Below are 13,853 nucleotides of genomic sequence, written 5' to 3' on the forward strand. Positions count from 1 at the left end.
GCAATTGGCGCGGTCCCTGTAGGACCGCGCAAATCCGCTACGGCATCGCCTCCAGAACCTTCGGGTCCAGCCCCTCTCCTGCATTGGCCTCGATCCATTCCGCCAGTTGCCGGCGCATGGCCGGCGTCCAGAAGCTTAGCAAATGCTGGCGCACCCCCTGCACCGCCAGCGCCCGGTCTGGTTCGCTGTCGAAGTAATGGGCAATCTGGTTGGCCATCTTGACCAGGTTGTCGCTGCTCATCGGCGCACCTCGGCTTGCTCTGCTGTACGGCGCTCTTGCAGCAGGCGCCGCTGTTCGTCACTGAAGTCCTGGTAGCGCTTTTGCCATTGCGATGGCTGGAACACTTTCACCACTTCCACTGCTGTCACCTTGTACTCGGGGCAGTTGGTGGCCCAGTCGGAGTTGTCGGTGGTAATCACGTTGGCCCCCGACTCGGGGAAGTGGAACGTGGTGTACACCACCCCCGGCGCTACCCGCGCACTGACCTTGGCGCGCAGCACGGTCTGCCCCGCGCGGCTGCCAATGCCAACCCAGTCACCGTCCTGGATGCCTCGGCTTTCGGCGTCAGTCGGGTGAATTTCCAGGCGGTCGGCGTCATGCCAGGCGACGTTGCCGGTACGCCGGGTCTGGGCGCCGACGTTGTACTGGCTGAGGATGCGCCCGGTCGTCAGCAGTAACGGATAGCGGTTGTTGACCTTTTCGTCGGTGGGCACATAGCCGGTGAGCATGAAGCGGCCCTTGCCACGCACGAACTGGTCGATGTGCATGGTCGGCGTGCCGTCGGGCGCGGCGTCGTTGCACGGCCACTGCAGGCTGCCATGGCGGTCGATTTCGGCGTAGCTGACGCGGCGGAAGGTCGGCGTCAGGCGGGCGATCTCGTCCATGATCTCGGACGGGTGACGGTAGGTCATCGGGTAGCCCAAGGCGTTGGCCAGGGCCACGGTCGCTTCCCAGTCGGCCTTGCCGGCCAGCGGCTCCATTACCTTGCGCACCCGCGAAATGCGCCGCTCGGCATTGGTGAAGGTGCCGTCCTTTTCCAGGAACGAGCAGCCCGGCAGGAACACATGGGCAAATTTGGCCGTTTCGTTGAGGAAAATGTCCTGCACCACCACGCATTCCATGGCGTGCAAGGCCGCCGTGACATGCTGGGTGTTGGGGTCGCTCTGCGCGATGTCCTCGCCCTGGCAGTACAGGGCCTTGAAGCTGCCGTCCAGCGCTGCCTCGAACATGTTGGGGATGCGCAGGCCCGGGTCGGGCTGCAAGGTCACGCCCCAGGCGCGCTCGAACTCGGCGCGCACGCCCTCGTTGGAAATATGCCGATAGCCGGGCAGCTCATGGGGGAACGAGCCCATGTCGCACGAACCCTGCACGTTGTTCTGCCCACGTAGCGGGTTCACCCCTACCCCTTCACGGCCGATATTGCCGGTGGCCATGGCCAGGTTGGCGATGCCCATCACCGCAGTGCTGCCCTGGCTGTGCTCGGTCACGCCCAGGCCGTAGTAGATGGCCGCGTTGCCACCGGTGGCATACAGGCGCGCCGCGGCGCGGATCTGCTCGGCGGGCACGCCACAGACCGGGCCCAGCACCTCGGGGGCGTTGTCTGCCTGGCTGACGAAGTCGCGCCAGCGGGCAAAGTCTTCGGTTTCGCAGCGGGCATCGATGAAGCGCTGGGCCAGCAGGCCCTCGGTGACGATCACGTGGGCCAGGGCGTTGAGCATGGCCACGTTGGTGCCCGGGCGCAATTGCAGGTGCAGCTCGGCGCGGGCGTGCGGCGAGTCGACCAGGTCGATGCGCCGTGGGTCTATCACGATCAGCCGCGCGCCCTGACGCAGGCGGCGCTTAAGCTGCGAGCCGAACACCGGGTGGGCGTCTGTGGGGTTGGCGCCGATCACCAGCACCACGTCGGCCTGCATCACCGAATCAAAGCTTTGCGTGCCGGCCGATTCACCCAAGGTCTGTTTCAGGCCATAGCCGGTGGGCGAGTGGCACACCCGCGCACAGGTATCGACGTTGTTGTTGCCGAACGCCGTGCGTACCAGTTTTTGCACCAGGTAGGCTTCTTCGTTGGTGCAGCGGCTGGAGGTGATGCCACCGATGGAATCACGCCCGTACTTGAGCTGGATGCGTCGGAACTCGCTAGCAGCGTAGGCCACCGCTTCGTCCCAGCTCACTTCCTGCCACGGGTCTTCCAGGCGCTTGCGGATCATCGGCTTGGTAATGCGATCCGGGTGGGTGGCGTAGCCCCAGGCGAAGCGGCCCTTGACGCAGGCGTGGCCGTGGTTGGCCCCGCCGTTCTTGTCCGGCACCATACGCACCAGCTGGTCGCCTTTCATTTCGGCGCGGAACGAACAACCGACGCCGCAGTAGGCGCAGGTGGTGATAACCGAACGCTCAGGCTGACCAAGCTGCACCAGGCTCTTTTCCGTCAGCGTCGCGGTTGGGCAGGCCTGTACGCAGGCGCCGCACGACACGCATTCGGAAGCGAGGAAGTTATCGCCGCCCGCTGCCGCCACCCGCGACTCGAAACCGCGGCCGGTGATGGTCAGGGCGAAGGTGCCCTGGATATCTTCGCAGGCGCGCACACAGCGGCTGCAGACGATGCATTTGCTGGGCTCGTAATCGAAATACGGGTTGGATACGTCCTTTTTCTCGGCCAGGTGGTTGGCGCCGTCGTAGCCGTAGCGCACCTCGCGCAGGCCCACCTGGCCGGCCACGGTCTGCAGCTCGCAGTTGCCGTTGGCCGAGCACGTCAGGCAGTCCAGCGGGTGGTCAGAAATGTACAACTCCATCACGTTGCGGCGCAGGCCGGCCAGGCGTGGCGTTTCGGTACGCACCACCATGCCTTCGCTGACCGGCGTGGTGCAGGACGCCGGGTAGCCGCGCATGCCTTCGATTTCCACCATGCACATGCGGCATGAGCCGAAGGCTTCAAGGCTGTCGGTGGCACACAGTTTGGGGATGCTGGTGCCGAGCATGGCCGCGGCGCGCATCACCGAGGTGCCGGCAGGCACGCTGATGGCACGGCCGTCGATGCTCAGGCTGACCTGCACGTCGCTGTCACGGGCCGGGGTGCCGAGGTCGCTGCATTTATCAGAAGCGGGGTCGAAGAAATTGATCACTGCGCGGCCTCCGTGGTGGTAAGCCCAAAATCGGCGGGGAAGTACTTGAGGGCACTGGCCACGGGGTAAGCAGTCATGCCGCCCATGGCGCATAGCGAGCCATACTGCATGGTGTCGCAGAGGTCGCGCAGCAACAGGGCCTGGTCGTGGCGTTCGGTTAAATCAGTCGATGCGATCAACCGCTCGACCACTTCCATGCCCCGGGTGGAGCCGATGCGGCACGGGGTACACTTGCCGCAGGATTCTTCGGCGCAGAACTGCAGGGCGAAGCGCGCCATGCTGGCCATGTTCAGGGTGTCGTCGGCCACCACCACACCGCCGTGGCCGAGCATCGCGCCCATGGCGGCGAAGGCTTCATAGTCCAGCGGGGTGTCGAAGTGGCTGGGGGGTACCCAGGCGCCGAGCGGGCCGCCGACCTGCGCAGCCTTCAGCGGCCGGCCACTGGCCGTACCACCGCCATAACCCTCCACCAGCTCGCGCAGGGTCAGGCCGAAGGCACGTTCCACCAGTCCCCCCTGGCGGATGTTGCCGGCCAGCTGGAACGGCATGGTGCCCAGCGAGCGGCCCATGCCGAAATCGCGATAGAACGCCGCGCCCTTGGCCAGGATGATGGGCACCGAAGCCAGGGTGAGCACGTTGTGCACCAGCGTCGGCAGGCCGAACAGGCCTTGCAGCGCAGGCAGTGGCGGCTTGGCGCGGACGATGCCGCGCTTGCCTTCGATGGACTCGAGCAGCGCAGTTTCTTCGCCGCAGATATAGGCGCCGGCACCCACCCGCACTTCAAGGTCGAACGCCTGGCCGCTGCCGGCGACGTCAGTACCGAGGTAGCCGGCGTCACGCGCAATGGCAAAGGCCTGGTCCAGCACGCGAATGGCATCCGGGTATTCCGAGCGCACATAGATGTAGCCCTTGTCGGCGCCCACGGCCAGGCCGGCAATGATCATGCCTTCGATTAGCAGGAAGGGGTCGCCTTCCATCAGCATACGGTCGGCGAAGGTACCGGAGTCGCCCTCGTCGGCGTTGCATACCACGTACTTCTGCCCAGCCCCGGCGTCGCGCACGGTGCGCCACTTGATGCCGGCGGGGAACGCCGCACCGCCACGGCCACGCAGGCCGGAGTCGAGCACGGCAGCGACCACCTCGGCACCGTTCAGGGCCACGGCCGCTTCAAGGCCGGCAAAACCGCCATGGGCGCGATAGTCGTCCAGCGACAACGGGCGAGTGATGCCGGCGCGGGCGAACAGCAACCGCTGCTGGGTTTTCAGGTAAGGGATTTCTTCGACCAGCCCCAACGCCAGCGAATGGCCCCCGGGGTCACCGGCCAGGGCGTCGAGCAGTGACGGCACGTCTTGCGCAGTAACCGGGCCGAAACCAAGGCGCCCTTGCGCACTGTCGCACTCGATCAGCGGCTCCAGCCAGTACAGCCCGCGTGAGCTGGTGCGCTGGATGTCCAGCGGCAGCTGGCGGCGCTCGGCCTCGCGCTGCAAGGCATCGGCAACCTGGTCGGCCCCCACGGCACGGGCCACCGAGTCGCAGGGAATGTAGAGCTTCAGCATGCTGCGTCCTCCCGGCAAGCGTTTACCAATGCACGCAGGCGCTCAGGGGTAAGCCGCGCATGCACCTGGCCATCCAGCTCCAGCGCTGGCGAGCAGGCACAGGCGCCCAGGCAGTAAACCGGGCGCAGGCTGATGGCACCGTCGGCGCTGGTGCCATGGTCGTCCAGTGCCAGCTGATCACGCAGTTGCGCGGCCAGTGCCTCGGCGCCACGGCTTTGGCACGATTCGGCGCGGCACAGGCGCAGGGTGTGGCGCGCCGGCGGCGAAGTACGAAAGTCGTGGTAAAAGCTGATCACCCCGCGCACCTCGGCCAGGCTGAGGTTCAGGGCATGGGCAATTTCCGGCACAGCGGCATCGGGGATGAAGCCGATGTCGTGCTGGATGGCATGCAGGATCGGCAACAGGGCGCCGGGGGTAGCCTTGTCACGGGCCAGAATACGGTGGATCACAGGCAGGTGGAGCAGTTCATCAGGCATACAGCGGACCTCGGCATCACGGACCCCGCCTGAATTATTGTGAGGGCAGGTATCCAGCGTGTTCTGCTGCGGCGCGTCGGCCACGTCACGGTTGCGCAGCGCCGACGGCCTCCTTGCCCACGGCCGCGCATCTGCGCACGCTGGTCCGAAGGCATCCTGCAAGCATGGCACTTGTGGCGCCAGGGGGTTGCGTGCGAACGACCAGGCGCATCCTGAAACCGACGCCAAGTGTTATGGCCCCTGCACGGTATGCGAGGTTTCAGAGCAGTACAGGTGCTTCGATGACTACCCCAGGCATCATCTGCCGCAGCCCATCCACCAACCGTTCCCCTGCTTCATGCAAGGCAGCAAGCGGCATCGCCGGCAGGCTCTCGAGAATGAACCACATTTGCTGCGCATCGGCATCCAGCCGCGTGCGTACCCCCTGGCGCCAATTCCAGCGCCGGCAGGTCACGCCATGGTCATCACGCCATACGACCTCGCCCGGTGCAGGCGGGTCGTTGGCCAGCACGCCATCCTTGTAACAGTCGAACAACTCGCCGCCGTCGGCAACCAGCAACCGTGGCGCACCTGAATAAGCCGCCAGGTTCTCGCCACCGACGGGTACCGCGTACTGCAGGCTGATGGCGTTGTACAGGTCTACCACCGGGTCGATGCCCGGTATGCTGCCATCGCGCAGCACACGCTTGCGCAGGGCATCGGCAGAACACGGTGTACGCTTGGGTTTGGCGCCAAAGGCCTGGAACACTTCGGCCCAGGCCGCAAGGTGCGCATCAGCCCATGCAGGACCACCCGCCAGCACCGTCGTGCAAGCTTGCTCAAGTGCCTGGCTGGCAACCTGTGGCTGCTGGATCGGTGCGGCGTGCGCAACGATGCTCAGGGCACGAAAGCCTGGTGCAAGTTCTGAAATGGCAGGGGCAATGGACGGGGTGACGGAGGGCATTGGCAGGCTCGTGCGGGGTATGGAGCAAACAGAATGCCGCTGAAAGCTGACGTTGGAAAAGTGATATCTGCTTACCCTGCATAAGCCAGGCTAATGCCCCGCGAGAGCAGCCTTGCCGGGCGCCGTACCGGCCGGAAAGGGGCGCAAAGCGCCCCCGGCCATTCGGTACAGGCCTCAGGCCACTGCCTTGTCTACACTGCGCCCGGCTTCCAGCTCACGCACCAGCGGCAACACGTGCTCGCCGAAGTACGCCACTTCCTCCTGGAAATGCAGGAAGCCGGACAGGATCAAATCCACCCCTACTGCCTTCAGCGCAACGATACGCTCGGCAATTTGCTGCGGCGTGCCGATCAGGTTGGTCTTGAAGCCATCGTTGTACTGCACCAGGTCCTCGAAGCTGGATTTGGCCCAGTTGCCCTCGCCTTCCGGGCTGGCAGCCCCGGCGTGCTTTACCTCGTTGCCGAACGCACGCACCGCCTCGGGGTTGGCCTTGTCGATGATTTCCTGCAACACCGCGCGCGCCTCTTCCTCTGTGTCGCGGGCAATGATGAAGGCATTCACCCCAACCTTGACCGAGTGGCCGTTGGCTGCGGCCTTGGCGCGGATGTCATCGACCTGGGCCTTGATCCCTTCCACACTGTTGCCGTTGGTGAAGTACCAGTCCGACACCCGCGCGGCCATGTCCCGCGCCGCCCGCGAGCTGCCGCCCTGGAAGATCTCGGGGTGCGGTTGCTGCAGTGGCTTGGGTTTGAGGTTGTAGTCACGGAAGCGATAAAAGTCGCCGTTGAAGGTGAAGTTGTCTTGCGTCCAGATGCCCTTGAGCGTGCGGATGAACTCCTCGGAACGGCGATAGCGCTCGTCGTGGTCCAGCCACGGCTCACCGATGGCGTGGAACTCGCCCTTGAACCAGCCCGACACCACGTTGATGGCGATGCGGCCATTGGTGAACTGGTCGATGCTGGCCAACTGCTTGGCCGCCAGCGCCGGGTTCCACGGCCCTGGCAGGATGGCGGCGATGACCTTGAGCTTTTCCGTGGCCGCCAGCAGCGCATGGCTGATGGTGACCGACTCATGCTGGTTGTCGGCGCCGTAGCCGGCGGTGAAGCGGATTTGCGACAGGGCGTAGTCGAAGCCGGCTTTTTCAGCGATTTGCGCAAGCTTGCGGTTGTAGTCGATGTCCCAGCTGGTGCGCTGCTCGATGGTGCTGACCACCAGGCCACCGCTGACGTTGGGGACCCAGTAGGCGAACTTGAGTGGGGCGTGGCTCATGGGGAGGCTCCTTGAGAATCCTTGGGGTGCAAGGAGGCAGGAGCAGCAAGCGTGCCATCGGCTGGATTGCTTTACTTTCAACGGGTTAGTGGAATTGGTCGCCGATGTTGACTGCATGTGGTCAAACACGCTGTCGGATCACTGTTGCCTGCGCAACATCGCCGCTTGCGACTAGCTCAGCGGTTTTTTGCGCATGCCGATGTGAGCGTCATGCATCAGGGCCTTGATCGCAATCAAACCCTGACTACAAAGCCAACCGCGCCAGCCGCTGCAGGGCCAGAATCACTTCCTCGTCCCGCTCTTCCAGTACATCCGCCTGGATAAGAGCGATTACAGCCTTCAACAACTCGGTCTGGTTCACGCCTGTTCGTTGTTGCAGCGCAAGCATGTCCTGCGCCATGTGCGGGTTGACCTTCATCGACAACCGTCGAGTAGCACTGGAACGCGCGAGCCCACGCTGCTCTCGCTGTTCATCCAGGGCCTGGACGAATGCTTGATGCGCAGCCTGCAATTGCCCACCCTGCTGCACCTGCGCCAGTTGCTGAAAATAGTACGCAAGAAACACCTTGCGCAGATTGGCGCCCGCCTCGCGACTGACCGCATGCATAGCCGCATCCAGCACATCCAGGTAGACCGCTGGTAAACGTGCCTCGATAGACTTGAGCTGCTGCTTGCGCGCCTCGTGAATGGCTGGTGTGGATTGCGGTGGAAGCGCGACCACGCCATCGCAACGGGTACACACGCCCACCAATATGTCCCTGGCCACACCCTTGCCATCGCTGAACGGTACATCCCGGCGGGCATAGCGAGTGGTCACCACTGCCTGGCAGTGCTCGCACAGTGCTTTTCCGCTATCCCCTTCGAACAGAATCTTCATGGTCTGGGTACTCCCGCTGATTCAAGCGCAGCTATCTCTGCGCACCGGGCCTCTCTGAACCCGATTGTCATACATCATTGCTGCCAGTACGAAAACTATCGTACAAACCGGAATGGAATCTACCGTTTGCGAAGCCAAAGCGACCAGCGGCACGCCTACGGGTTCAGGCGAAGACTCAACGCTTTTATGGTTGCTGGCGACTGCCCATATACGCGTCTGCGTTAGGCAACCCGATGTCATACACCGCGTCGCATTCTTCGCGGGTGAACCCGCTCCCACAGCTACGGCGCAAGGTCCGGGGTCGCCACTCCCATGTGCCATCCATTGAGGCCCAACCGCGCGAGAGTGAAGAAGCATGAAACATTATTTATCAATATACCTTCTCATTTGACGTAGATTCTCATTCGCACGAAATCTGTAACCCTTTTACCAGTCCCCGCCTCAGGAATTTCCCGTGAAACGTCATCTCCCTGCCCGCCTCCTGCTGGTCGGCGCATGCAGCGCCATGCCTGTCGTTCATGCCGCCGACAACCTCACCCTGCCCGCGACCCAGATCGACAGCACGAGCGAAGTGGTGGATGGCGTGAGCCAGGGCTACGAAGGCAGGGCTTCATCCAGCACCACCAAACTGGGCCTGACCGACAAGCAGACCCCGCAGGGCGTGACAACCATCACCCGCCAGGCGCTGGACGATTTCAAGATCACCGGTATCAAGGACGCACTGCGCGCAGCACCGTCGGTAACCGTCGAGCAAACCGAAACCGACCGTACCGAATTCACTTCGCGCGGTTTCGACATCGACACCTTCGAGTACGACGGCATGGGCATGCCCTTCGTAAGCAGCACGCTGGTAGGGGACCAGGACCTGGCCGAGTACGAGCAGATTGACGTGTTGCACGGCGCCAATGGCTTGATGAGTGGTGCCGGCAACCCGTCGGCCACGGTCAACTTCGTGCGTAAACGCCCGACAGATACCTTCCAGGCGCAGGTCGACACCAGCGTCGGCTCGTGGGACAGCCGCCGTATCGACGTCGATGTTGCGGGCCCGCTGACCGACAGCGGCAATGTGCGCGGGCGCTTCATCTACTCCCACGACAAGGGCAACTCATGGATGGACCGCTACAGCCACGAGCGCAACGTTGCTGCGGGCCTGCTGGCGTTCGATGTGTCCGACGCCGACACCGTGACTGTGGGCTTCTCCCAGCACAACAGTGATTCCAACGGCAGCACTTGGGGCAACCTGCCACTGGTGGACAACGACGGCAATGCCATCCACTACAGCGGGCGCAGCAACAGCATCGGCCAGCCGTGGACCTACTGGAACCTGCACACCCAGCGAGCCTTCGTCGAGCTGAAGCATGATTTCGGCAATGACTGGAACGCCACGCTCACGGCCACCGGGCAGCAGGAAAAGCAGAACACCAACATGCTTTATGTAGGTGGCGTCTCTGGTGATGTAGCCGACGCGTATGCCAACCACACCCGCAGCGAGGCTCACCAGCTGCTGGGCGAGGCCAAGGTGCAAGGCCCGTTCAGCCTGTTCGGTCGCGAGCACCAGTTGACCTTCGGGGCCGCGTACGGGCGCACGCACCAAAAAGGCCAGGAGTACGACGAAGACCTGGAGCATGGCAGTTTCTTCAACACTTCGTTCTCGGACATCCTGGCGGGCAATACGCCTATGCCCTCGTTTGGCGTCACCAGTGACGACCTGGCGCAGAACTTCCAGGACACGCAAAAAAGCGTATTCACCGGTGCGCGCTTCAGCCTGGCCGATAACCTGCACTGGATAGCCGGTGCACGCATGCTCAGCGCCGACGGTAAGGGTGAGAGCTACGGTTCAGAACACTCCACGCGCGCCCATGGCAAGGTCACGCCCTACACCGGCCTGGTCTACGACCTGAACGAGGCATGGAGCATCTACGGCAGCTGGACCAAGATCTACAACCCGCAGTACAACGTGGTCGGTACCGACGGCAAGTTGCTCGACCCACTGGAAGGCAAGAGCATGGAAGTGGGCGTAAAAGGCAGCGTGATGGACGAGCGCCTGCACCTGACCGCTGCGCTGTTCAAGACCGAGCAGCGCAACGTGGCCGTGGATGCCGGGTTCGACGGGGTTCAGGAGGTTTACACTCCGGGCGACTTCAAGAGCCACGGCGTAGAACTGCAGGCGTCCGGAGAAGTGGCGCCAGGCCTCGACCTGCTCGCCGGCTACACCTATGTACGTATTGATGATGACAACGGCGAGCGTGCGCGCAAATATGTGCCGGCCCACAGCTTGCGCGGCATGGTCACTTACCGCTTGCCGACCCTGCCACAGATGAAGGTTGGCGCCCGTGTTAGCTGGCAGACCGGCGTCGAGAACGACACCAACAGCGCCATCCACCAGAACGCCTACGGCCTGGTTGACCTGATGACCAGCTACGACATTGACAGCAACTGGAGCACGTCGCTGAACCTGAACAACGTCACCGACCGCAAATACCTGCTGTCGCTGTACAACAACGCGACAACCGCCAGCTACGGTGCACCCCGCAACCTGACGGCTTCGGTGACCTGGAAGTACTGACCCCGCCCGTCCTGTGTAGCGGCGCACTGAACGGCATCCAGTGATGGCTTGTCTTGGTCGAGTGACCAGAATGCTCAAGCTAGTGAGCGGTTTTTCGACCCGTCGAACCATTCACTGCGTGTCAGCTCCCATACCTCGACCTGCATTGGCCCAGAAACAGAATATCCATCGCGGGTACTCACCCTGCGCATTCCCTCATGCTCTGAAACCTTGCGCGAGGCATGGTTGGCAACGGCTTTGGGAACCTGCATGAGCGGGCGTGACAACGCCTCGAACCAATAGGCGTTGATGACCCTGCAGGCTTCGCGCATGTAGCCCATGCCCCACCACTGCGGCGCAAGCCAGAAGCCTCTGTTGTTTCCAGGCTGCTCATACAAACTGATGCTGCCAATGGTGCACTCAGCCTCGTTGCGCAGGCGGATCATCCAGTGCCATTCACGGCCCGCAGCCATGGCAGGCAGGGCGATATCCCGCACATAGACCAGCGCACCGTCTTCCGGATATGGCCATGGGACGCGACGATCGAGGTAGCGGACAACTTCCCATTGCGGGAACAATTTCTGGATTGCAGGTGCATCCTCCAGCCGCAGGGGCGTGAGTACAAGGCGATCGGTATACAGCGTCGGCAGGCAATCCATGGCATTCGTTCCTGGGCATCCTTGTGGAAGCTTCTGATAGTCTGCGATGGGTCGTTTCTTGTCGAGCGGGACAACAGCTTACCTATGTGACCTGCATCCAAACGCCTCTCAGCTGAACACCCAAAGCACGCGGGTAGGCTTGTCGGTGAGGTTGGCGTAGCGAAAACTGGCGTGGGGTTGCAGTTGAAAACTATCACTGGCGCGCAGCGTGACCGGCTCGCCGCCACCCAGCCACACAGTCAACTCGCCTTCAAGCACGAAGCAGCCCTGCTCCGAGCTGTCGTCCAGGTACTCCTCGCCACTGCTGGCGCCCGGTTCCAGGTGGCTATCGAGCATGGAGAAGGCACCCGTTATCGTGGGGGATGCCAGCACATCGGTGATGCCACCGGCCAGGTGCAGCGTGCGTCGCTCGTGAGGGCGGGTAACCCAGTCGAGCTCGCGGGGCTTGTCCAGCTTGTAAAAGTAGGCGGTCGAGACGCCGAGTTCTTCGCTGATGGCTGTGAGGTCGGCCACGGTTGGGCGCGATACGCCGCGTTCGACCTGGGACAGAAAACCCACCGAACGGCCGATACGCTGCGCCAGCTCGCCCAGCGTCAGGCCTTTGAACTTGCGCAGGTCGCGAATCAGTACTGCCAGGCCTTCGATTTCTTCGTGCACTTTCATAGTTGAATCGCGACTTTCGGACGGGAAAATAATGCCCTGAAAAGTACATGATTCATCTCACAAAGCAAATTGCTTGAAGGATTTGCTGCCTGTGAGGCAAGCAATCTGGGGCCGCCTTGCGGCCCATCGCCGGCAAGCCGGGCTCCCACAAGTACGGTGCCAACCTCAAGCATTGCGCTGGCCCTGTGGGAGCGGGTTCACCCGCGAAGAATCCAACCCGGTGTATGGTACCGGCTTTGCCGGTGTTCACGGCTAAAGCCCACACAGGTAGAGCGCATGTCTGAAGAACAGCGCGGTCCCTGTGGGAGCTGGCTTGCCGGCGATGGGCTGCGCAGCAGCCCCGGTGTCTTCAGCGGACAGCCTCGTAGGTCAGGTCCAGGCACTTGCGGGCTTTTTCCATCAGCTCGTCGATCTCTTCGATGCTGATCACCAGCGGCGGCGCGATGATCATGGTGTCGCCCACGGCGCGCATGATCAGGCCGTTTTCGAAGCAGTGCTGGCGACAGATCATGCCGACACCTTTGCCTTCGTAACGGGCACGGGTGACCTTGTCTTTCACCAGCTCGATCGCACCGAGCATGCCCAGGCCGCGCACTTCGCCTACCAGAGGGTGGTCGGCCAGTTCACGCAGGCGTTGTTGCAGATATGGCGCGGTTTTATCGTGCACCTGCTGGATGATCTGCTCGTCACGCAGAATCCGCAGGTTCTCCAGGCCCACCGCAGCCGCCACCGGGTGGCCGGAATAGGTGAAGCCGTGGTTGAAGTCGCCGCCTTCGCTGATGACCTTGGCCACTTCGTCACGCACGATCACCCCGCCCATGGGGATGTAACCAGAGGTCAGGCCCTTGGCAATGGTCATCAGGTCGGGCTTGAGGTCGTAGTAGTCGGTACCGAACCACTCACCGGTGCGGCCGAAGCCGCAAATCACTTCGTCGGCGACGAAGAGGATGTCGTACCTGGCCAGGATTTCCTTGACCTTCGGCCAGTAGGTTTGCGGGGGAATGATCACGCCACCGGCGCCCTGGATCGGTTCGGCGATGAAGGCGGCAACGTTGTCCACGCCAACCTCGAGGATTTTCTTCTCCAACTGCTCGGCCGCCCACACGCCGAAGTCGGCCTCGGTCATGTCGCCGCCTTCACCGAACCAGTACGGCTGCGGAATATGCACGATATCCGGGATCACCCCGCCCTGCTGGTGCATGCCGCTCATGCCACCCAAGGCTGCGCCCGCCACGGTAGACCCGTGGTAACCGTTGATGCGGCCAATGATGACGTTCTTGTTCTTCTTGCCCTTCAGCGCCCAGTAATGGCGCACCATGCGCAGCACGGTGTCGTTGCCTTCGGAACCGGAGCCGGTGAAGAACACATGGTTCATGCCTTGCGGCGCCACGTCGGCGATTGCCTTGGCCAGCTCCAGCGCAGGCGGGTGCGCGGTCTGGAAGAACAGGTTGTAGTAAGGCAGCTGCTTCATCTGCTGGCTGGCAACGTCGGCCAGCTCATCGCGGCCGTAGCCGACCGCCACGCACCACAGGCCCGCCATGCCATCGAGAATCTTGTTGCCCTCGCTGTCCCACAGGTACACGCCCTTGGCCGAGGTGATGATGCGTGGGCCTTTCTCGGCCAGTTGTTTGACATCGCTGAACGGGGCCAGGTGATGGTCGCGGCTCATCGATTGCCAGGCAAGGGTCTGCGAATTCTTATCACTCATTGACTTCTACTCCATCAAGTTGCGCAGCCAGGCTGCG

Annotated in this window: 11 protein-coding genes; 1 reads left to right on the top strand and 10 read right to left on the bottom strand. The window is 62.9% G+C overall.

Features of this window, described 5'->3' with window-relative positions; genetic code table 11:
* Nucleotides 1-37: 37 nt before the first annotated feature.
* The 7 genes from JOY50_RS12785 to JOY50_RS12815 form a co-directional block, all read right to left on the bottom strand.
* A complete protein-coding gene (locus JOY50_RS12785) occupies nt 38-241 on the bottom strand; it encodes a formate dehydrogenase subunit delta (protein ID WP_132846237.1) in 204 nt (67 codons plus the stop codon).
* Nucleotides 238-3,120, bottom strand: a complete 2,883-nt coding sequence (fdhF, locus tag JOY50_RS12790) for a formate dehydrogenase subunit alpha (RefSeq protein WP_132846236.1) — start codon at nt 3,118-3,120, stop codon at nt 238-240. The genes JOY50_RS12785 and fdhF overlap by 4 nt, the downstream gene beginning before the upstream one ends.
* A complete protein-coding gene (locus JOY50_RS12795) occupies nt 3,117-4,676 on the bottom strand; it encodes an NADH-quinone oxidoreductase subunit NuoF (protein WP_243055325.1) in 1,560 nt (519 codons plus the stop codon). The genes fdhF and JOY50_RS12795 overlap by 4 nt, the downstream gene beginning before the upstream one ends.
* On the bottom strand, nt 4,670-5,152 hold the full coding sequence (locus JOY50_RS12800; RefSeq protein ID WP_026034644.1) for a formate dehydrogenase subunit gamma: 483 nt from the start codon (nt 5,150-5,152) through the stop codon (nt 4,670-4,672). The genes JOY50_RS12795 and JOY50_RS12800 overlap by 7 nt, the downstream gene beginning before the upstream one ends.
* Before the next feature lie 259 nt (nt 5,153-5,411).
* Complete coding sequence (locus tag JOY50_RS12805) at nt 5,412-6,095, bottom strand: B3/4 domain-containing protein (RefSeq protein ID WP_243055326.1); 684 nt, start codon at nt 6,093-6,095, stop codon at nt 5,412-5,414.
* Between the two features lie 174 nt (nt 6,096-6,269).
* Entirely contained in the window at nt 6,270-7,364 is a 1,095-nt protein-coding gene (gene sfnG, locus JOY50_RS12810; protein ID WP_138737253.1) for a dimethylsulfone monooxygenase SfnG, read from the bottom strand.
* Between the two features lie 244 nt (nt 7,365-7,608).
* Complete coding sequence (locus JOY50_RS12815) at nt 7,609-8,241, bottom strand: hypothetical protein (RefSeq protein ID WP_132846232.1); 633 nt, start codon at nt 8,239-8,241, stop codon at nt 7,609-7,611.
* Nucleotides 8,242-8,746: 505 nt separating this feature from the next.
* Between JOY50_RS12815 and JOY50_RS12820 the strand changes: the two genes are divergently transcribed.
* Complete coding sequence (locus tag JOY50_RS12820; protein WP_243055390.1) at nt 8,747-10,807, top strand: TonB-dependent siderophore receptor; 2,061 nt, start codon at nt 8,747-8,749, stop codon at nt 10,805-10,807.
* Between the two features lie 74 nt (nt 10,808-10,881).
* Here JOY50_RS12820 and JOY50_RS12825 read toward each other — a convergent pair whose 3' ends face one another.
* From JOY50_RS12825 to JOY50_RS12835, 3 genes are all read right to left on the bottom strand, one after another.
* On the bottom strand, nt 10,882-11,445 hold the full coding sequence (locus JOY50_RS12825) for a GNAT family N-acetyltransferase (RefSeq protein WP_243055327.1): 564 nt from the start codon (nt 11,443-11,445) through the stop codon (nt 10,882-10,884).
* A gap of 108 nt (nt 11,446-11,553) precedes the next feature.
* Nucleotides 11,554-12,108 (bottom strand): helix-turn-helix domain-containing protein, encoded by a 555-nt coding sequence (locus JOY50_RS12830; RefSeq protein ID WP_016485777.1) that lies wholly within the window; start codon nt 12,106-12,108, stop codon nt 11,554-11,556.
* 349 nt (nt 12,109-12,457) lie between these two features.
* Entirely contained in the window at nt 12,458-13,816 is a 1,359-nt protein-coding gene (locus JOY50_RS12835; protein ID WP_243055328.1) for an aspartate aminotransferase family protein, read from the bottom strand.
* Nucleotides 13,817-13,853: the final 37 nt, after the last annotated feature.

Source organism: Pseudomonas sp. BP01, from assembly GCF_022760795.1.
In the GTDB taxonomy this organism is placed as follows: domain Bacteria; phylum Pseudomonadota; class Gammaproteobacteria; order Pseudomonadales; family Pseudomonadaceae; genus Aquipseudomonas; species Aquipseudomonas putida_Q.